The sequence below is a fragment of the Pseudomonas syringae genome (assembly GCF_001698815.1).
Classification (GTDB): Bacteria; Pseudomonadota; Gammaproteobacteria; order Pseudomonadales; family Pseudomonadaceae; genus Aquipseudomonas; species Aquipseudomonas syringae_A.
Genome location: NZ_LGSI01000068.1, coordinates 353,651 through 372,428, shown reverse-complemented (window position 1 = coordinate 372,428; position 18,778 = coordinate 353,651). Strand labels below are relative to the sequence as shown.

Here is an 18,778-nt window from a genome sequence, read left to right as displayed (position 1 = left end):
GTCCGTTACCTGACGCAATCCAGCCAAAGGCAGGCAGACGCTTCTGACTTCCGGCTAACGGTCGGGGTTCTCGGGTGGGGTTTGCTGAGAGGAGGATGAGTCGCTGGCGACGCGCTGTCGGCTACGCGCCTGGCTGGCGGTGTAGCCGAAATAATCCCGGAAGCACCGGCTAAAGTGATGGGAGCTGATAAAACCGCAGGCCATGGCCACTTCCACGACCGAGGCATTGCCCTGCAATAACAGGCGGCGTGCCCGTGTCAGGCGCAACTCCAGATAGTGCCGGCGCGGCGAGCTGTGCAGGAAAGTCTGGAACAGGCGCTCGATCTGCCGACGGGACAAGTCCACGTACCGCGCCAGTTCATCCAGCTCCAGCGGGTCTTCCAGATTGTTTTCCATCAGTTCGATCAGGCTCGACAGCTGAGGCGGAAAGGCCGGATCCCGGCCGCCACGTGCCAAGGGCATATCCTCGGCATAGGCGCCACGATCGCAGCTGAGAATCGCCTCGATGCCCTTGACCAGTTCGGCCCCTTGCTGGCGCCGAATGATTGCCAGCATCATCCCCAACGCGCTATTGGCGCCCGCACAACTGACCAGGTCGCCGGTAATGACAAAAGGTTGTGGCCGCAAACGAACGCCGGGGCAAAGTTCGTGAAGGCTGGCCTGGCTTTCCGGGTGCACGGTGCATTCGCGCTGATCCAGCAGCCCGGCGTGCGCCAGTTGAAAGCAGCCGTTCCACAGGCTGCCGAGCAGCACCGATTGGCGACTGGCCTGCCGCAGTTTTTTGATGAGCGCCGCAGCAGGCGTCAACGCGGTGCGCAAGCCACCACAGACGATCAGCATGTCGAGACCGGCCACGGTCAGCGCGTCGACGGGCAGGTCAGTGGCAATCGCGATTCCCAGGTCACTGCGCACTTGACCGCCTTTCAGGCTGTAGGTGGTAATTTCGTAACGCGGCGTCTGGCTCAGATAATTGGCTGTCACTAGCGCATCCAGTGAGCCAGTGAAAGCCATCATCGAAAAATGCTCCAGGACCACCACGGCAATTTTGCGACAGCCGTCTGCCTGTGGTCCTGAAAGGATGTCGGACCGACCATAAGGCTGATTGATGCCTTTGAGGCTCATACCAAAATGTCGGCGACTGTCGGCTGGGGCCATGGGAACTCGGGCGCACAGTGGGGAAGCCGGAAAGGTAGCTGTTCACGACTGGCAATGCCAGCCCTGCGGCTGAACAGGCGTCACCCGGCCTATGGCAGCCTTGCTGAATACGAAAAACGCCTGCTCCGAGGAAGCAGGCGTCAGGGGTGTATGGTCTTATCTTCTGAGAAGAAGGGCTGGGATTACCAGGTGCCGGCCGTGGAGCCACCATCGACGACCACGACGCTGCCGCTGGTGAAGGACGAGTCGGTCAGGTACATCACCGCATCCACCACGTCTTTCGGGCTGCCGATGGTGCCGCTTGGCGACAATGCCTTGAGAAAGGCTTGAGTGCCTTCGTCCTGGTTGTGTAGCGGCGTATTGATGATTCCCGGCGCAACGGCATTGACCTTGACGTTGAACGGCGCCAGTTCCAGAGCCAGGCCGCGGGTTGCATGGTTCAAACCGCCCTTGATCAGCACGGGCAGCAGCGCCGGGACCTTGATGTTGGGCTGCATGGCGATGCTCGCGGTGATGGTCACGATGTGCCCGCTGCCATTTGCGGCCATGTGGGTAGCGGCCGCCTGGGACGGGTAGAAGAAGCCCATCAGGTTGGTGCCGACCATGGCATTGACGTCCGCCTCGGTGTAGTCACCGATGGCTTTGGGAATGAAGATACCGGCGTTGTTGATCAGGATGTCGACCTTGCCAAAAGCGGCGATGGCTTGCTCGAACAAGGCTATGGCGGTTTTTGGTTGGGCGATGTCGCCGGCAACCAGCAAGAAGTTTTCAGGATTACCGAGCTTGGCAGCGGCCGTTTCAAGACGATCCAGGGTGCGGGCATTACCCACGACGTTGTAGCCGCGTTTCAGGTACGCCTCGGCAATGGCGAAACCCAGGCCGCTCGAAGCGCCGGTGACAATAACGGTTTGAATGGTGTTCATGGTGAAGGCCTCTGGATGAGTGGACTGTTGTCCGGTGAGGCCACTTTACTTTTGCATAAGAGTGGGATAAATCGCCTGCTGAGCAATTGAATTGATACCTGGTGTAATCAATAGAGGCTGACATGCCGCGCCATTTCGATGATGTGCAGTTGGGCAGTATCGAGCTGTTCTGTCTGGCCGTTGAGCACGAAAGTTTTACCGCTGCGGCCAACGCGGCTGGCGTCACCCCGGCGGCGGTCAGCAGATCGATTTCGCGGCTGGAGGAGCGACTGGCCGTTCGCTTGTTCGTACGAACCACCAGGCAGATACGCCTGACGGAGGGAGGGCGCCTCTATTACGCGCAGTGTCGCCAGGCGCTGACCCAACTGGTGGACGCCGAGCGGGAGGTCACCGGCCAGCAACAGGCGCCCTCAGGCGAAATCCGGATCAGCGCGCCCACGCCTTACGCACATTTTCGGCTGCTACCGATGCTCGCTGAGTTTCGTCGTCTATACCCGCTGGTGCAGGTTGCGGTACACGTGAGCAATCGCAATATCGATTTCGCCGAGGGCGGTTATGACCTGGCGGTTCGCGGTCGCGCTCCGGACGATTCAGGGCTGATTGCACGGACCCTGGAGAATGCCGAGCTGGTGGTCGTCGCTTCGCCCCGGTACCTGAAGGCATATGGTGTCCCTGAATCGTTGACGGATCTGCAAGCACATGACTGCATCCAGTTTGAACTGCCCAGCAGCGGCCGAAATCTGCCGTGGGTGTTCATGGACAAGGGCAAGGCAATCAACGTGCAGACGTCCGGTAATACAACTTGCCTGGAGGACTATCTCGCCAGCGTGACCCTGGCCAGGCATGGGGCAGGGATCGTGCAGACCTATCGTTTCACGGTGCAGGAAGACATTGAACGCGGCGCGCTGATTGAACTACTCAGCGGACTGGGCGGCGCGACCCGGCCGTTCATGTTGCTGTATCCGCACGTCAGGCATGTGCCCCTGCGCGTTCGGACGCTGATCGACTTTCTCACGGCGCAGGCGGCTTAGTGACCTGAGGCTAATTGACGTTTTCGGGCAAGGGCAGGCGGCAAAGTTTTTCTATCCGACTCGAACAGATCTTCTGGTTTGTCACGAAATACCGGTAAGGCGATAGTGGACCCACGCAGACATCACAGCCTGCATTCAGACACTTTTCCTTCTGGGGCGACATCATGAAACTGACCGACAAAGTAGCTTTGATCACCGGCGGCACTTCGGGCATTGGCCTGGAAACAGCCAAGCGCTTTCGTGATGAAGGGGCGCACGTCATTGTGACCGGGATCAACCCGGGTCGATTGGAAGATGCCAGAGAAGAACTCGGTGCGGACGCGATGGTTATCTGCGCTGACCTGCGTAAATCGGCCGAGATGGATCGCGTCATCAAGACCATCCGTACCCGTTATGACCACATTGACGTGCTGTTTGCCAATGCGGGTGCCGGTACAGCCGCGCCACTGGAAGCGGTCACGGAAGAGCAGATCGACGAGCAGTTTGCGCTGAACTTCAAGGGCATCTTCTTCACGGTGCAAAAGGCGTCGCCGTTGCTGGTCAAAGGCAGCAGCGTGATCCTGACCACCTCGTTCCTCAATCGTGTGGGCGCGCCGGGCCTGTCGATTCTCTCGGCCAGCAAAGCGGCCGTTCGCTCGCTGGCACTGACCCTGGGCGCAGAACTGGCCCCACGCGGCATTCGCGTCAACGCCATCAGCCCAGGCCCGGTCAGCACGCCGTTCCACGGCAAACTGGGCCTGTCGGATGCCGATCTGAGTGCAGTCGCTGCCAGCATCGAAGCGCAAGTGCCGCTGGGTCGTTTCGGCGAGGCCAACGAAATTGCCGCTGCCGTCGTGTTCCTGGCCAGCGATGATTCATCGTTCATGACCGGTTCGGAAGTGATTGTCGATGGCGGCATCTCGCACTTCTGATTCGCCGTAAACGCTCGAAGGCGACCAAGGCTCCACAGTGATTCCCAAGACCTCAGATGATTCTGAACAAGGTTTGACGCTGAACTGTGGGCGCCGGGTACCGCTTGTTAGTTGTTGACTGGAAACTTTCTTAATTGCTCAAGAGGCTTTGCTCATGACTACCGCAACGTTAACCAACAGTGTTGTGACCCAATACGTTCAAGCCAACGGCGTGAAGGTGTTTTACCGCGAAGCAGGCGATATCAATGCGCCGGTGATTTTGCTGGTGCATGGCTTCCCGTCTTCGTCCCATCAATACCGTCAGTTGATTCCTCTGCTGGCCAAACATTACCGAGTGATCGCGCCGGATTTGCCAGGTTTTGGTTTTACCGAAGTTCCGGTAGAGCGTGAGTACGTCTACAACTTCGACAATCTGGCGAAAACCCTCGGGGACTTCGTCGACGCGCTGGATCTGAAGCGCTACGCGTTGTATTTCTTCGACTATGGCGCACCTACCAGTCTGCGGCTGGCTCTCGCACATCCGGAGCGCGTCACTGCGCTGGTATCGCAGAACGGTAACGCTTACCTGGAAGGTCTGGGCGATGCCTGGGCACCGATCAGGGCGTACTGGGACAACCCGACTGCTGAAAACCGCAAGGTGATCCACGACAACGTATTGAACCTGGACGGCATCCGCTGGCAGTACCTGCACGGCGTCGCCAATCCTGATGCGGTCGCTCCCGAGTCCTATCTGCTGGACGATTTGTTGATGCAGCGCCCAGGCAACAAGGAAATCCAGCTCGACCTGTTCCTGGATTACGCCAATAACCTGAAGCTGTACCCGGCATTCCAGCAGTTCTTCCGCGACACCGAGTTACCGACGCTGGTGATCTGGGGCAAGCATGACCCGTTCTTCATTCCGCCAGGTGCCGAGGCGTTCTCGGCGGACAATCCGAACGCCGTGGTCGAGCTGCTGGACACCGGCCATTTCGCGCTGGAAACCCACGTTGATTACATCGCCGAGCGGATCATCAACGTGGTGGGCAAGGCGATCGTCTGATAAATCAGTACGTTTTAATTAGCATGAGGAAAGCCCCAAGGTTAACCCGAGGGGCTTCTGTTTTTTTTATATTGCCCTGAAATTACCTGGCTGAGACTATGATTTTCAATTTCCCAACACCTGCCAGCGAGCCTTATGCGAGCGCCTAATCATCTCAATGCTCTTCGAGCATTCGAATCAGCCGCCCGGCACTTGAGCTATGTGCGGGCCGCTGAAGAGCTGAATGTCAGTCCTGCAGCCATCGGCCAACTGGTTCGAGGGTTGGAGGACGCGCATGGTGTCGTGCTCTTTCATCGGTCGCGCGGTGGTCCTGCGCGGCTGGTATTGACCGATCAGGCGCTGGCAGCGCTGCCGGATCTTCAGGCCGGTTTCGACTTTCTGTCATCGGCTGTCGCGCGTTTGAAAACCGAAGGGGGCGCGACGATCACGGTGACGGTGCCGCCTGCATTTGCCGATAAATGGTTACTGGCGCGTGTCGAAGGTTTTCGTGGCCTGCATCCAAGTTACGAACTGCGCCTTGATACCAACGGCAAGCTAGCCGATTTCAATGCTGAAAGGATTGATCTCGGCATCCGTTTTGGGAGTGGGCATTGGCCCGGACTCAGCGCGACGCAGATGATGGGCGACGAGTTCTTCCCGGTGTGCAGTCCGACATTGCCCACCGCTGCACATCCGCTGAAGAGCGCGGATGATCTGAAGCATTTCCCGTTGATTCATGACGTGTCGATGCGCTACTCGACGGTTTTCCCCACCTGGCGCACCTGGCTGCAGCGGGCAGGCCATGACGTTGCCGACACTGAGCGAGGGTTGCAGATCAATGATTCTGCGGCGGTAATGCAGGCTGCCATTTCCGGAAGCGGTGTCGCGTTGGGCCGCAGCAGTCTAGTCCGTAGCGATATTGAAGCGGGGAGATTGATTCGCCCATTTGGGGAAGCGCAAAGCTGCGACTTCGCCTACTACATTGTGCAAAAAGAAGGGGTGAAGGCGTCGCCTGCTGCTGAAGCGTTCAAGCAGTGGCTCATCGCGCAGGTCTTGCAAGACTGATGGAGGTGCCAGCTCGTTGATTTGCCTCAACGAGCTGCTCCGGGGTTCAAGCAGACCAGGCGGACCGACGAATCACCTCGCAAAAATTACCTGGAACGAACAACGGATCCTTGTCTGCGATGACATTGGCCTTGACGTTGCCGAAGGTGGTATCCGGCTTGTCTTTGATCCCTTCATAGAACGCCTGAATGATGTCTTCCTTGAACTGCGCGCTGCGTGGATAGGCCTTTACCACGGCTTCGCGCTCTGCGTCGCTGTAAAGCGGATAAGTCAGGCCGAGCACATCCATTTCCACGCCTGCTGTGACCAATGCGATCACCGGGTGCATATGCTCGGGAATGCCGGGCGTGGTGTGCAGCGCGATGGCTGTCCAGACCGTGTCGATATCCTGCTGGCTGAGCTGATAGCCCTTGAGAAAATCCCGCGCCGCGTTGGCGCCGTCCACTTCAAAGCGTTCGCAGGCGCTGCTGCACTTATGCGTCAGGCCCATGTCGTGGAACATGCAGCCGGCGTAGAGCAATTCTGAGTCGAAGCTCAGCCCGCGCTTCTGGCCGGCCAAGGCGGCGAAATAATAAACGCGACTGGAGTGATTGAAGAGCAGCTCGGACTCGGTATCGCGTACCAGTTCGGTAATCTGCCGCGCCATGGCGCTGTCGGGAATCTTGATGTCGCCAATGTTCAATGTCATGGGGGTTCTCCGGCGGGGTGGTTTGTGATCCCAGTATCCAGGGCTGGCGTAATGGCCTCAAATGGCGCTAGCATTCAAATCCTGCCATATCGCGCAGCTGACAGACAGGGAGCCCTTCATGTCGAAAACGCGCACTATCGCCATCCTCGCGGTGCCCGGCGTTCAGTTGCTGGACGTCTCGGGGCCATTGGATGTGTTTGCCGAAGCCAATGCGCAGAGCGGTCGTGAATACTATCAACTGCACATCTGGGCACTGGAGGCAGGGCCGGTCCGCAGTTCATCCGGCGCGCGTTTATTGCCTGATTATGTGGTGGGCGACGAGCTGCCTGAGGTCGACACGTTGCTGGTGGCTGGCGCGCCGAATGCTCCGTTCCTGATGCTCAAGCCGGACATTATTCACTGGCTGCAAGACTCGGCACGCAGCGCTCGCCGCTACGGCTCGGTATGCACTGGTGCCTTTGTGCTGGCTGCGGCTGGATTGCTTGAAGGCAAGCATGTTACGACCCACTGGATGCGCTCGGCGCTATTGGCCGAGCGCTATCCCGATATCTACGTGGAAGAAGATGCCCTGCATGTCCACGACGGCAAGGTGCATACCGCAGCGGGTGTTACTGCGGGGCTGGATATGGCGCTGGCGCTGGTCGAAGATGATTTGGGTCGTGATATCGCCAAGCAGGTCGCCAGCCAGCTGGTCATGTATTTCAAACGGCCCGGCGGGCAGTTGCAGTTCAGTCGGCACGGCGAATCGTTGCCCACCGGACGCGCCATGCTGCAAGAGCTGCAACGCTGGATCGCGGCCAATCCTGCTGACGATCACAGCATTTCCCGCCTGGCCGAACGGGTGAACCTCAGTCCACGGCATTTCGCTCGCCTGTTTCACGCAGAGGTGGGCATCACGCCAGCGGCCTGGGTCGAACAGGCGCGGGTCGCTGCTGCCAGAAAGCAGCTGGAGAGCGGGGTGAATGTACCCAAGCAAGTGGCCGCGCAGTGCGGATTTGCCAACGCCGATACCCTGCGGCGCACGTTCACCCGACACGTTGGCGTGACTCCCAGCGAATATCGCAAGCGCTTCGTCAGGGCGCTGTAACGGGGTTTATCTGACTGTCATAGGCCGCGCGGGCGCTGCGAAAATCTTCCGCGTTTTCCACCACCCAGGTCCACAGGGGGATCATGTGCACCAGCATTCCCATGCCCAGCGCCGATAACTCATATTCGACGCGCGGCGGCACTTCGTGGTGATCGTGCCGCAGCACCAGACCGTCGCGTTCTAGTTGGCGTAGCGTCCGGGTGAGCATCCTTTGTGTCACGCCCTGCATGCGCCGTCCGATCTCTGCGTGGCGCAATTTGCCCGCCACCCCCAGCGTATGAACAACACCCAGTGACCAGCGATTGCCTGCGTGAGTCAGCACTTCGCGTTTCAGCCCGTCATCGTCTGCGCTCAAGGCGTCACAGGCGGCTTGCGAGCGTCTTAATACTTCTTCGTTGTCCAATTACCCTCCCGGTATCACTGGTGTGCCTTCTTATGAGCCGTCTTCAAGTGTGCCAGCATTACGCAGTGCCATCGGTGGCGCAAACAAATAACGGGAGACGATCATGCAAGATGACACACGCACTACGGATCGCGGGATCCTCGTCCTTGGCGCGGGTGAGCTGGGTATGGCTGTGCTTCGTCAGTTGGCCAGATTGGCTGCGTTGGCGGGCGATACGCAGGTCACGGTCCTGCTGCGTCCTGCGACGATAAAGTCCAGCGCGCCAGACAAGCAAAAGGAAATTGATGAACTGCGTTCGCTGGGTATCGACTTGCTGCCGGGTGATCTGGTGTCAGGCACGATTGCCGAACTCAGTGCGTTGTTTGCCAGCTTCGACACAGTGGTCAGTTGCATTGGCTTCGCTGCGGGCAAAGGCACTCAGATCAAGCTTGCGCGTGCGGCAATCGAGGCTGGTGTTCAGCGTTATGTGCCTTGGCAGTTTGGTGTGGATTATGACGTCATTGGCAGAGGCAGCGCCCAGGATCTGTTCGATGAGCAGCTGGACGTGCGGGATATCCTGCGGGGGCAAGATGCAACCGAGTGGCTGATCATTTCCACCGGGATGTTCACCAGTTTTCTATTCGAGCCGGTGTTCGGCGTGGTTGATCTCGCGCAAAACACGGTTCACGCCCTCGGCAGTTGGGACACTGCCGTCACCGTGACGACGCCCGAAGACATTGGCTTGCTCACGGCAGAAATTCTGTTTGCTAACCCACGATTGGCCCATCAGGTGATTTACACCGCGGGTGACACGCTCACGTATGGCGAGCTGGCGGACAAAATCGACAAGGTGCTCAATCGCAAGGTGCAGCGGGTCGAATGGCCTGTCGCGAAATTGAATGCGGATCTGGCACTTGAGCCTGACGACGCAATAAGAAAATACCGGGCGGTGTTTGCGCAAGGGCAGGGCGTTGCCTGGGATCGAGGCTGCACGTTCAATGTGCGACAGGGTATTGAAGTCACGGATGTGGAGCACTGGATGCGTTTGAACCTCAGATGAGGCGGCATCGATTTATTCACATAAAAAAGCCGCTCTCAATGACAAGAGCGGCCTTGTGCCCAGACTAGCGATTACCAGCGGCCGTCGCCCCGGTTATGGTCGAAGCCGCGATCACGATCACGGCCCCCGTCACGATCATGACCATAGTCATAACCACCGTTGTAATAGCCGCGAGACGGCCGCGGATCGAACCGGCGATATTCGACGCGGGTGGCCACCGGTACGTAGGCCACTGGTTGGTACTGTGGCTGATACTGCGGCTGATAACGGGGCTGTGGTTGGTAGCCCTGGTATTGCGGGCGGTAGTTATCGTGGCTTGAACCGCTGATCACAGTGGCCAGTATGGCGCCCACCGCAGCCCCGGCAATGACTGGCACGACCACATCGCGGCCATTGGCAGATGCCGCACCAGCGGCAACCAGGCAACCGGACAGGATCAAGACGTTGGTTATCTTCGAAAACATGGTGTCTCCTCAGGCGGCATGTGTGGGTTCGCCATGGATGTATGAAACACCCGTTTCGTGTAAACGGAGGTCTAGACTCGGTAAAGGTTGCGTAAAGCGCGGGAAGGGCAGATGGGCAGATGGGCAGATGGGCACAGTTTCGGGTTCGCAACGTTGACCGTCATGCGTAAAGCAATCCGAACCGCGCAACTGCCTTCCACCGCTCGTCGTCCAGACGACAGATAATCTTTGACATCATCGGGGCTTTAATCGTACATTGGTACATCGCATGCGATCTAATCGCTAGAGATAAACATTGACCAAGATCTCACCGTCTGGAGATACAGCCATGGATGCCGAAAGTAATCACAACACCTATCGCGTTTTCCATGGCTGCAACGACAACAACTGGATCACCTCGCCAGTTGATTAATAAGTCCTGGCTTTACACCATCCAATATAACGTATGCGACCAAATCGTATGCAACTACAAATACTCAGGAAATCCCCCATGAGCAAGATCGAAAAAGTACTGGTCACCGGCAAAACCCACACCAGCCACAACAGCGCAGGCAAAACCTCGCGCGGTCATAACGGCAACCTCGATATCGAGCTGTCGTCGCCCGGCAACGCTACACCGGCACATGTGCTGACCGGCGTTCAGCCGCACCCGAAAGCCGAACAATTGTTCGCGGGAGCCTGGTCGGCCTGTTACATCGCGGCGGTTGGTCTGGCTGCCCAGCAGATGAAAGTGACACTGCCGGTCGACACCGCCGTCGACATCGAAGTGGATCTGGGCCAGACCGGTGCGGATTACTTCCTCCAGGCCCGGCTCACCCTGCGCGTGCCGGGTTTGACTCAGGATGTCGCGACCGAGCTGGCGCACAACGCCGATGCAATCTGCCCGTACTCGAAAGCAACACGCGGCAACATTGATGTCGCTATCAACGTTCTCACCGAGTAATGCGCCGCGTGGCCAGCTCGCCAGGGTTATTCCTGGTGAGCCGGTCGCCGACCTGCAAAGACCTGATGTACGTGATATCGATTACAAAAGGGGAGAGTTATTCCGATATCATCGCATGCGACGTATAGTGCATTTCTGCAACCCATTCGTCCTGGCTATCGAGAATACTCATGAAATCAAATGAAAAGACCGCCGCTCTCGACCTGAAGCTTGCCGATTTCCTGTGTTTTGCGGTCTATTCCTCCAATCTCGCCTTCGGCAAGGCTTACAAGCCAATGCTGGAACGGCTCGGGCTGACCTATACGCAGTACATCACCCTCGTTGCGTTGTGGGAGGAAGACAACCAGACCGTTGGCAGCCTTGGCGAAAAGCTATTCCTCGAATCCAACACCCTTACTCCGATCCTCAAGAAGCTGGAAGCGATGGGCTATTTGCTGCGCCAGCGCAACCCGGAAGACGAACGCCAGGTACGTATCAGCCTGACAAAAGAGGGTCGAGAACTGCGTGAAGGCCTCACAGAAGAGGGCTTCCCGAAAACCGGTCTTGATCCCGACGACTTCGTGCAGATGCAAAAGGCAATTGTGAAATTACGCGGCGATCTCATCCGGTTTACCAAAGACCGGGAGTAAGTCGCATCGGGTAAGAAGTCGAGAGTTGCCCCGGATTACCGAGGCACTCGTCACAGGCAGCTTTTGGCCGGTAGCTACCTATCGCGGCAGCAAACGATCAGGCTGTCCGAAAAGCCAGAGGCGGCTATCAAAGGAATTTCTTCAGCAAGTTCTCTGTGGCATCCCACAAAGCCACTCGGGCGGCAGGATTCGACGAGCCGCCTGCGGGCAAAATCGATTCTGCTCGACGTGAGAAGTACTGACCCGAAATGGAGGAAAAGTCGGGGTCAGTTGCCAGTCGAATAATGATATCTGCACCTTGCCTGGGGTTACCAATACCGAGTGCACTCAACATCCACAGCATGGGTCCTGAGAATGGAAGTTCACGGCCTATGCCAGTCGCATTGAAACCGGGATCAAGGCAATTCGAGCTAACGTGTGTGTCTCGCATCCGGTGCGCAAGTTCGAGAGAGAACATGATGTTCATAAGCTTGGTTTTGCCATAGAGCTCCATTGACCTGCGGCGTGAGAACTGGGCGGTATCGGCCAGATCGATGACCGGCTTGACGCTTCCTCCGTGACGCGATGCCTCTGAGGCAACCGTTACAACGCGAGCTTGCGGTGAGGCGCCGAGAAGCGCTGCAAGTTTGTGGGTCAGTAACCAGGGCGCCAGATAGTTCACCGACAGCATTTCGGCAAATCCATCTTCGGTTACACGCTGGCTGAAGGCGTGTATGCCTGCATTATTGATGAGCACATCAACATTGGAGAACCTGCTGCTGATTGAGGTTGCTGCGTCAGCCACCGTATTGAGTCGCGAAAAATCTGCATAAAAAATGTCGATGGCGGCACCCGGCGTATCTTTCTGGATATCACAACGGATGGCGTGCGCCTTGTCCTCGTTACGAGCAAGCATGATGAGATGCTTTCCGTGGCGGGCAAGTTCACGGCCAACCAGCAGGCCTATTCCGTTGGTGCCGCCGGTCAAAATGATCGTCTTTACGGTAGTCATGTGTCACGCCAATGATTGATAATTATCAATCATATTTCCTGTGATGATGGATAATTGTCAACTAGATTGGAGTGGTCATTGCGATGCCTGAAACAACGAAGATCCTTCTGCGGGAGCGCGCACTAACGGAATTGGGTGCCGAGCTCAACATGCTTATCGCTGGATTTCGGACCGTTTCGGCAGAGGCCGCTGCGGTGTTTGATCCTCCGCTTACGCCTTCCGGATTTCACCTTTTACAATGGCTGAGGGCTCATGGCCCGGCGAAGGCAAGCCAAATCGCGGACGGTCTTTTAATGGATCGCAGCGTTATCAGCAGACTCGTCAATCACCTGAGAACTCTCGGGTTGATCCAGGTTCGCGCGGGGGACGATGACGGGCGAAGTATTGTGGTCGACCTCACGGCAATCGGCAGGGAGCAGCTCGGTATTGCAGAGGTGCACAAGGGAAACCGCTTCACCCAACGTACTGAGCAATTGACCGATTCGGAACTCACGCAACTGACGTTGCTGTTGCGCCGCCTTAACTTGTCTTCTGGAGCGCTGGAGAGGTATTGAACCTCGCTGTACCGGCGGCCAGCACCGGAACCCAACTGCGCCACAAGGGCGGCGAGTGACTCAGGCCCACGCGAGTTGCTAAGGACAACCTGGTGACCTGCCAACAGGACGTGTTTGGCGATTGTTTGGGCGACAGGCCCTGCGCCGATAAAGCCGACTTTCATTTCGAGTTCCTTACTGATATGGGTTGTTCATTGATGGGCTGCTGGGGCGATCCGGCGACCGCGCAGACCATGTCGGGGTCTGTTACTTTCAAAAAGCAAGTAATAGACGGAGATTTACTTGCGACATGCAAGCGATGTTAAGATCCCGCCATGAAAACGACATCTAAAGTAGACATTCGGTCCCATTGCGCAGTGAATTACGGCGTGGAAATCTTCGGCGACCGGTGGTCGCTGTTGATCATTCGCGACATCGTTTTTGTGGGTAAGAAGACGTATGGCGAGTTCCGGAAGTCGGAAGAGGGAATCGCGACCAATGTCCTGGCTTCCCGCCTTGTGTTTCTTGAGCAGCAAGGGATTCTCTCGAGGGCGCCCAGCCCCGACGACGGGCGCAAGGATTTCTATACGCTTACCGAGAAGGGTCTGGATCTCATCCCCATCGTGCTTACCATCGTCCTCTGGAGTGCGAAGCACGATTCGGAGTCGTACGTGCGGCGCCGCGAGGCGTTCGTTGCTCGATTAAATCAAAACCCCATGCAAGTGAGCGAAGAGGTGAAGGCGCTGGTTCGCAATGGCGGATGTATCTTTCCTGAGAGCAGGGAATGAGCAGGACGGCAAGCGCGACCGAACGATATGCACACACCATGTAAGTGTCTGCTTTTGGCCCATCAACGGCCGTTCGGACCCCAGGCGAAGCGGTAGACGGAAGCAGGGCTGGCCGGTCGACATTCGCCGTTGTCGGCGTTGACGCCAACGATGAACCAGTCAGCCCGGGACGTCTGGCCCAGCGGGTAGGCCTTGTCCTGGATAAAGCACCTGCCCAGCTGCGCGCCAGGTACCAGCGCATAGGCGCTTGGGTGCGCTTGCAACCAGCCGGCGGCCTGTTCAATCGATAAAGCGTTAGCGAAACCGAAATGCACCAGAGGCTGGCGTGCATAAAGCCAGTGGCCTTCTCGCCAGTTGACCAGCACCAGGTCGGCACCGTGGGTCGTTTCGGCGGCTTGCTCCATCAGGCGCTGATGAGGATTGTCACCCTCCATGACGGGCTCGATGAACCCGCGGGCAAACCAGAGGCTGAACCAGGCCGCAGTCGCGCCCAGGAAAATTCGCCGGGCCCAGACGCGATCGGCGAACCAGCGCCGCAATAGCCAGGGCACCAACGGCGCTGCAACCAGTACCAGACCGGGCAGCGCCGGGAAGATGTAAATCTTGCGCTTGCCGCTGGAGAGGCTGAAGAACAGCAGCACCAGCAACACCCAGCCAAGCAGAACCAGCACCCGACCGTCGCGCTTGGACAGCTGTCGACGCCAGGCCGGGATCAGCCACGGCAGCGCCAGCACCAGCGGTAACCAATATTGCGGGATGACCTTGATGACGAAGTACCAGAATGGCTCGCGGTGGTCCCAGGCGCTGGCATAGCGATTGGCGGTCTGATGCAGGAGTATCTCGCGAAGATAGGCAAAGCCTTCCGGCCCGCCGTCGCGCAAGACCGAGATGATCATCGGCGCGAGCCAAAGGCAACAGGCCAACAGGACAACCAGCAGGCCAAGCGCCCAGCGAGCGGCCTGTCCGGGCATTGCCACCACGCCATGCCAGCCCTTGCGAACGGCATAAGCGTAGGGAATCAGCATCAGCGCCGGCACGAAGCCCACACCCTTGCTGATAATACCCAGGCCCATGGCTGCGCAACCCAGATAGAACCATCGCCAGGCCGGTCCCAGCAACAAGTGGCGAACCAGTCCATAGAAACCCAACGCGATCCACAGGCACAGGAAGCTGTCGATCTGGCCCGTGCGCAGAATGCTGTAGGTCTGATAAGTGGCCAGGAACAGCAAGGCGGCGTAGCGTCCGGTGCGTCTGTTCCACAGACGGTTGCCCAGGTCGTAGAGCACAGCGGTGGTGGTAGCGGCAGACATCAAGCCCGGCAGGTACAAAGCGATTTCCGGTCGGCCGGTGAGCCACGTAAAGAACGCTACGGTCCACATGAACAGTGGCGGTTTGTCGGCGTAAATCTCTGCCGCCCGGTGTGGCACGAACCAGGAACCGCTCTGCAGCATTTCCAGCGCGACGCCCAGAAAACGTTCCTCATCCACATTCTGTGCCTGGCGCAAACCTAGTCCGGCACCGATCAGCAGCACGGCAAACACGACCAGCAGCCAACCTTCGAGGCGGAGCGAAAGGGTAGGTCGCACCGTCATTGCTCCTTGAGCGACTTGGCTTGCTGGTTGATCAGTTGAAGATTGCGCAGGTACACCACCAGGCCGAAGGATTGGCCAGCGATGAATACTGGGTCCTGGCGATAGATGGCGTAGACCAGCAAAAGGGAACTGCCCAGCATACTCAAATACCAGAAGCCCACCGGGATCACGCTGCGCTTCTTGAATTCGCTGTACAGCCATTGCAGGACGAAGCGGCCGGTGAACACTGCCTGCCCGACAAAACCGAGGATCAGCCAGAGGGTTGCGCTATCGAGTCTCATGGGTTCAGCTCCTGTGGCTGACTGTTCAGGCGGGTGCGGCGGATCAGCCACCAGACGCCAAACAGGTCGAGAATGCCGACCAGCGCACGGTCCAGATTGCCGTAATTGGACACACCGGCCTGGCGATGACGATGATTGACGGGATGGATCAACATGCGGCCGTTGTGGCGCTGGATCAGTGCCGGAATAAACCGGTGCATATGATCGAAATACGGCAGGCGCAGGAAAGCCTCACGCTCGACCAGTTTGAGGCCGCAACCGGTATCAGGCGTGGAATCCTTGAGCAGTCGGCTGCGCAGACCGTTGGCGAATCGCGAAGCCCAACGCTTGCTGGCAGTGTCGCGACGGTTCACCCGGTGCCCGGCGACCAGTTGAATGGCATCGGCGCGTCCTGCGCGAGCACGCACCAGTTCCAGCATGCCGGGGATGTCCGCGGGATCGTTTTGTCCGTCGCCGTCGAGGGTTGCCAGCCAAGTACCCCGGGCGACCTGAGCAGCGCTGTAGATCGAGGTGCTTTGCCCCAGCGAACGCTCGTTTCGCAGAACGCGCAGTTCCGGGAAGTCGCCGTCCATCAGCGCACGCAGCACCCGCAAAGTGTCGTCGGTACTGCCGTCGTCAACCACCAGCACTTCATAGTGTTCCCCGGACAACGCGCTGCGGACCTCCGCCAACAAGGTCGGCAGGTTGTCGGCTTCGTTCTTGGCGGGAATCACTACGGAAAGAAAAATCGGCACAGTCATTGATGTCCCTGTTGTGAAGATGGCAGGCAGACCTGGACCTGATAGTGCTCGCAGTACCAGGCGACGAAGGCACGGACGCCGGCGTCGAGCGACACCTGCGGTTGAAAGTCGATCCATCGCGCCAGAGCGGTGACGTCGGCCCAGGTTTTCAGCGCGTCGCCAGCCTGCAAAGGCAGGTTGCGACGTTCTGCGCGCAAACCCAGCGCCGCTTCCAGGCAATTGACGAACTCCAGCAGCGTGACCGGCTGACCTCGACCAATGTTGAAAAGTTGATGGGGTGGCATGCTGTCGATAGCGACGGGAGGGCGCAGCCGCAGGCGCAGAATGCTTTCGACAATGTCATCTATGTAGGTGAAGTCCCGCGCCATCTGCCCATGGTTGTAGAGCTCGATAGGCTCTGCGGCGAGCATCGCCCTGGTAAATTTGAACAGGGCCATGTCCGGGCGACCCCAAGGGCCGTACACCGTGAAAAAACGCAGGCCGCTGGTCGGCAGGCCGTACAGGTGCGAGTAGCTGTACGCGGTCAGTTCGTTGGAACGTTTACTGGCGGCATACAGTGACAATGGCCGGTCGACGGCATCCTCGATCTGAAAGGGCATGCGCTGGTTGGCGCCGTAGACCGAGCTGCTTGAGGCGTAGATCAGATGCGCCGGGCGATGGTGCCGACAGGCTTCGAGCACATTGATGAAGCCGACCAGATTGGATTGGACGTAGGCGCCTGGATCCTCCAGCGAATAACGCACACCCGCCTGGGCCGCCAGGTGAATAACCTGTTCGAAACCGTGCCGCTCGAACAGGGCAGACAGACCGGCAAAGTCGGTGATGTCCAGACGCTGAAAAGTAAAACCCGGCAGGCACTGGAGCCTGGCCAGCCGGGCTTGCTTGAGCTCCACGCGGTAGTAAGCGTTGAGGTTGTCGATGCCGACCACTTCAACGCCTTGCTCGCACAGCTGCCTGGCGACGTGGAACCCGATAAAACCGGCGGCGCCGGTCACCAGCACCGTCATAGCTGCGCCGCCTGCCCACGACCAATGCCGTAGTAAGCCAATCCGGCGTCACGCACCTGCATTGGATCGAAAAGGTTACGGCCGTCGAACACCACCCGGTCACCTAACTGTTTACCGAGTCGATCCAGATCCAGCACCCGGTAATCCTGCCATTCGGTAATGACCACCAGAGCATCGGCGCCCTCCAGTGCGTCTTCCTTGCATTGCGCCAGGTTCAGGTCGTTGCGCGTGCCATATTGTCGCTGGATGGCCTGCATCGCTTGAGGGTCATGGGCCTGTACCTGCGCGCCGGCGGCCCAAAGCGCTTCGAGCAAGGCAAGGCTGGAGGCCTCGCGGATATCGTCTGTATTGGGTTTGAAGGCGAGCCCCCAGACAGCGAAGACCTTGCCCTTTAGTGAGCCTTGATAATGAGCGTGGATTTTTTCAAATAGGCGGTGTTTCTGGCGGCGGTTGACCTGCTCCACGGCGCCGAGCAAAGAGGCTTCCATGCCGTGCTCCTCGGCAGTCCTTAACAGAGCGTGCAGATCCTTGGGAAAGCATGAGCCGCCGAAGCCGCATCCAGGGTAGATAAAGTCATAGCCAATGCGCGGGTCGGCGCCGATGCCCAGCCGCACCTGTTCGATATCGGCGTCCAGTCGTTCAGCCAGGTTGGCCATCTCATTGATGAAGGAGATCTTGGTCGCCAGCAGGCAGTTGGCGGCGTACTTGGTCAACTCGGCGCTCCGGGCATCCATCACCACGAATTTCTCGCGGTTACGGCTGAAGGGCTGGTAAAGCTCGCGCAAGCGTTCCAGCGCCGCTGGACTGGCACCGCCGACAATAATGCGGTCCGGGCGCAGGCAGTCGTTGACGGCTGAACCTTCCTTGAGGAACTCCGGGTTGCTGATCACTTCGAAGCCTTCATCGCGACGCGGGCTGGCAGCGATTTCCAGGCGCAGGCGGTCGACGGTGCCCACCGGCGAAGTGGATTTATTGACGATGATTCGCGCACCTTCGGCGTGTCTGATCAGCGAGCGCAGCACGGTGAGCACCTGAGTCAGGTCAGCGTGGCCGTCGGCTTGCAGAGGCGTGCCGACCGCGATGAATACCAGTTCAGCAAAGCGACTGCCTTCGGCCTCGTCGGTGGTGAAGCACAGTCGTTTGCTGTCCAGCCCGTTGCGCAGCAGTTGCGCCAGGCCGGGCTCGAAAATTGGACAGATGCCTTGGCGCAGGGCGTCAATACGCTCCCGATCGACATCCACGCAGCAAACCGTGTGCCCCACTTCGGCCAGGCAGGCGGCTTGGGTAAGGCCTACATAACCGGTTCCGAACACTGTCACTTTCATCTGTCCGCTTTCCTCTGATCCACAAAACTTTCGGCGTGCCTGGCGGGTGTTTGACCGAGCGCTGCAAGATGAATGTCATAAAGGTGTTAAGGAACGATGACGCTGTGATTACATTGAGCGCGCCTGACAATGAGGTGGCGTGAGGGTGTTCGATGTGCAGTGGGG

The 18,778-nt window shown here is 58.4% G+C and carries 21 protein-coding genes and 1 pseudogene; 10 read left to right on the top strand and 12 right to left on the bottom strand.

From position 1 onward, the window contains the following. Positions 1 to 54 precede the first annotated feature (54 nt). Together AFK24_RS25220 and AFK24_RS25215 are read right to left on the bottom strand one after the other, a co-directional pair. Complete coding sequence (locus tag AFK24_RS25220; RefSeq protein WP_065835814.1) at positions 55 to 1,155, bottom strand: GlxA family transcriptional regulator; 1,101 nt, start codon at positions 1,153 to 1,155, stop codon at positions 55 to 57. A 182-nt stretch (positions 1,156 to 1,337) separates the two neighbouring features. Further along, on the bottom strand, positions 1,338 to 2,078 hold the full coding sequence (locus AFK24_RS25215; RefSeq protein WP_170826392.1) for an SDR family NAD(P)-dependent oxidoreductase: 741 nt from the start codon (positions 2,076 to 2,078) through the stop codon (positions 1,338 to 1,340). 122 nt (positions 2,079 to 2,200) lie between these two features. On the opposite strand from AFK24_RS25215, the gene AFK24_RS25210 reads away from it, so the two are divergent. The 4 genes from AFK24_RS25210 to AFK24_RS25195 all read left to right on the top strand — a co-directional run bounded on the left by AFK24_RS25210 (position 2,201) and on the right by AFK24_RS25195 (position 6,103). Next, positions 2,201 to 3,109 (top strand): LysR family transcriptional regulator, encoded by a 909-nt coding sequence (locus AFK24_RS25210; RefSeq protein WP_065835813.1) that lies wholly within the window; start codon positions 2,201 to 2,203, stop codon positions 3,107 to 3,109. A 164-nt stretch (positions 3,110 to 3,273) separates the two neighbouring features. Continuing rightward, positions 3,274 to 4,020: an SDR family oxidoreductase gene (locus tag AFK24_RS25205; RefSeq protein WP_065835812.1), complete on the top strand. Its 747-nt coding sequence runs from the start codon at positions 3,274 to 3,276 to the stop codon at positions 4,018 to 4,020. A 154-nt stretch (positions 4,021 to 4,174) separates the two neighbouring features. Then, the gene (locus AFK24_RS25200; protein WP_065835811.1) at positions 4,175 to 5,059 is read left to right on the top strand and encodes an alpha/beta fold hydrolase; all 885 of its coding nucleotides are present in this window, start codon (positions 4,175 to 4,177) and stop codon (positions 5,057 to 5,059) included. Positions 5,060 to 5,194: 135 nt separating this feature from the next. After that, on the top strand, positions 5,195 to 6,103 hold the full coding sequence (locus tag AFK24_RS25195) for a LysR substrate-binding domain-containing protein (RefSeq protein WP_065835810.1): 909 nt from the start codon (positions 5,195 to 5,197) through the stop codon (positions 6,101 to 6,103). Between the two features lie 46 nt (positions 6,104 to 6,149). On the opposite strand, the gene AFK24_RS25190 is transcribed toward AFK24_RS25195, so the two are convergent. Then, positions 6,150 to 6,791 (bottom strand): HD domain-containing protein, encoded by a 642-nt coding sequence (locus AFK24_RS25190; RefSeq protein WP_065835809.1) that lies wholly within the window; start codon positions 6,789 to 6,791, stop codon positions 6,150 to 6,152. A gap of 118 nt (positions 6,792 to 6,909) precedes the next feature. On the opposite strand from AFK24_RS25190, the gene AFK24_RS25185 reads away from it, so the two are divergent. After that, positions 6,910 to 7,878 carry a GlxA family transcriptional regulator gene (locus tag AFK24_RS25185; protein WP_065835808.1) on the top strand — a complete coding sequence of 323 codons (969 nt, stop codon included), beginning with the start codon at positions 6,910 to 6,912 and terminating at the stop codon, positions 7,876 to 7,878. On the opposite strand, the gene AFK24_RS25180 is transcribed toward AFK24_RS25185, so the two are convergent. Further along, positions 7,865 to 8,281, bottom strand: coding sequence for a winged helix-turn-helix transcriptional regulator (locus tag AFK24_RS25180; protein ID WP_065835807.1), 417 nt, complete (start codon positions 8,279 to 8,281; stop codon positions 7,865 to 7,867). The two genes, AFK24_RS25185 and AFK24_RS25180, sit on opposite strands and share 14 nt — an antisense overlap. 103 nt (positions 8,282 to 8,384) lie before the next feature. Here AFK24_RS25180 and AFK24_RS25175 point away from each other — a divergent pair, with 103 nt between their 5' ends. Beyond that, positions 8,385 to 9,320: an aromatic alcohol reductase gene (locus AFK24_RS25175; protein ID WP_065835806.1), complete on the top strand. Its 936-nt coding sequence runs from the start codon at positions 8,385 to 8,387 to the stop codon at positions 9,318 to 9,320. Positions 9,321 to 9,391: 71 nt separating this feature from the next. Here AFK24_RS25175 and AFK24_RS25170 read toward each other — a convergent pair whose 3' ends face one another. Further along, positions 9,392 to 9,784, bottom strand: a complete 393-nt coding sequence (locus AFK24_RS25170) for a hypothetical protein (protein WP_065835805.1) — start codon at positions 9,782 to 9,784, stop codon at positions 9,392 to 9,394. 490 nt (positions 9,785 to 10,274) lie between these two features. Between AFK24_RS25170 and AFK24_RS25165 the strand changes: the two genes are divergently transcribed. Together AFK24_RS25165 and AFK24_RS25160 are read left to right on the top strand one after the other, a co-directional pair. Then, positions 10,275 to 10,727 (top strand): Ohr family peroxiredoxin, encoded by a 453-nt coding sequence (locus AFK24_RS25165; RefSeq protein ID WP_065835804.1) that lies wholly within the window; start codon positions 10,275 to 10,277, stop codon positions 10,725 to 10,727. Between the two features lie 170 nt (positions 10,728 to 10,897). Further along, complete coding sequence (locus AFK24_RS25160) at positions 10,898 to 11,356, top strand: MarR family winged helix-turn-helix transcriptional regulator (protein ID WP_065835803.1); 459 nt, start codon at positions 10,898 to 10,900, stop codon at positions 11,354 to 11,356. 127 nt (positions 11,357 to 11,483) lie between these two features. Here the strand turns inward: AFK24_RS25160 and AFK24_RS25155 are convergent, their stop codons facing one another. Beyond that, positions 11,484 to 12,347, bottom strand: coding sequence for an SDR family NAD(P)-dependent oxidoreductase (locus AFK24_RS25155; protein ID WP_065835802.1), 864 nt, complete (start codon positions 12,345 to 12,347; stop codon positions 11,484 to 11,486). Positions 12,348 to 12,430: 83 nt separating this feature from the next. Here AFK24_RS25155 and AFK24_RS31410 point away from each other — a divergent pair, with 83 nt between their 5' ends. Next, the gene (locus tag AFK24_RS31410) at positions 12,431 to 12,901 is read left to right on the top strand and encodes a MarR family winged helix-turn-helix transcriptional regulator (RefSeq protein ID WP_065835801.1); all 471 of its coding nucleotides are present in this window, start codon (positions 12,431 to 12,433) and stop codon (positions 12,899 to 12,901) included. 29 nt (positions 12,902 to 12,930) lie between these two features. Here the strand turns inward: AFK24_RS31410 and AFK24_RS32135 are convergent. After that, a pseudogene (locus AFK24_RS32135) lies at positions 12,931 to 13,065 on the bottom strand (NAD(P)-binding domain-containing protein); the annotation flags it as partial. A gap of 150 nt (positions 13,066 to 13,215) precedes the next feature. Here AFK24_RS32135 and AFK24_RS25145 point away from each other — a divergent pair. After that, on the top strand, positions 13,216 to 13,668 hold the full coding sequence (locus tag AFK24_RS25145; protein WP_065835800.1) for a winged helix-turn-helix transcriptional regulator: 453 nt from the start codon (positions 13,216 to 13,218) through the stop codon (positions 13,666 to 13,668). 62 nt (positions 13,669 to 13,730) lie between these two features. On the opposite strand, the gene AFK24_RS25140 is transcribed toward AFK24_RS25145, so the two are convergent. The 5 genes from AFK24_RS25140 to AFK24_RS25120 are packed head-to-tail and all read right to left on the bottom strand — an operon-like array spanning position 13,731 to position 18,613. Next, positions 13,731 to 15,260 carry an ArnT family glycosyltransferase gene (locus AFK24_RS25140; RefSeq protein WP_065835799.1) on the bottom strand — a complete coding sequence of 510 codons (1,530 nt, stop codon included), beginning with the start codon at positions 15,258 to 15,260 and terminating at the stop codon, positions 13,731 to 13,733. Continuing rightward, a complete protein-coding gene (locus AFK24_RS25135; RefSeq protein ID WP_065835798.1) occupies positions 15,257 to 15,541 on the bottom strand; it encodes a lipid-A-disaccharide synthase N-terminal domain-containing protein in 285 nt (94 codons plus the stop codon). The genes AFK24_RS25140 and AFK24_RS25135 overlap by 4 nt, the downstream gene beginning before the upstream one ends. After that, positions 15,538 to 16,281 carry a glycosyltransferase family 2 protein gene (locus tag AFK24_RS25130; protein WP_065835797.1) on the bottom strand — a complete coding sequence of 248 codons (744 nt, stop codon included), beginning with the start codon at positions 16,279 to 16,281 and terminating at the stop codon, positions 15,538 to 15,540. The genes AFK24_RS25135 and AFK24_RS25130 overlap by 4 nt, the downstream gene beginning before the upstream one ends. Continuing rightward, on the bottom strand, positions 16,278 to 17,288 hold the full coding sequence (locus AFK24_RS25125) for an SDR family NAD(P)-dependent oxidoreductase (protein WP_065835796.1): 1,011 nt from the start codon (positions 17,286 to 17,288) through the stop codon (positions 16,278 to 16,280). Before AFK24_RS25125 ends, AFK24_RS25130 begins: the two co-directional genes overlap by 4 nt. Beyond that, positions 17,285 to 18,613, bottom strand: a complete 1,329-nt coding sequence (locus AFK24_RS25120) for a UDP-glucose dehydrogenase family protein (protein ID WP_065835795.1) — start codon at positions 18,611 to 18,613, stop codon at positions 17,285 to 17,287. Before AFK24_RS25120 ends, AFK24_RS25125 begins: the two co-directional genes overlap by 4 nt. Positions 18,614 to 18,778: the final 165 nt, after the last annotated feature.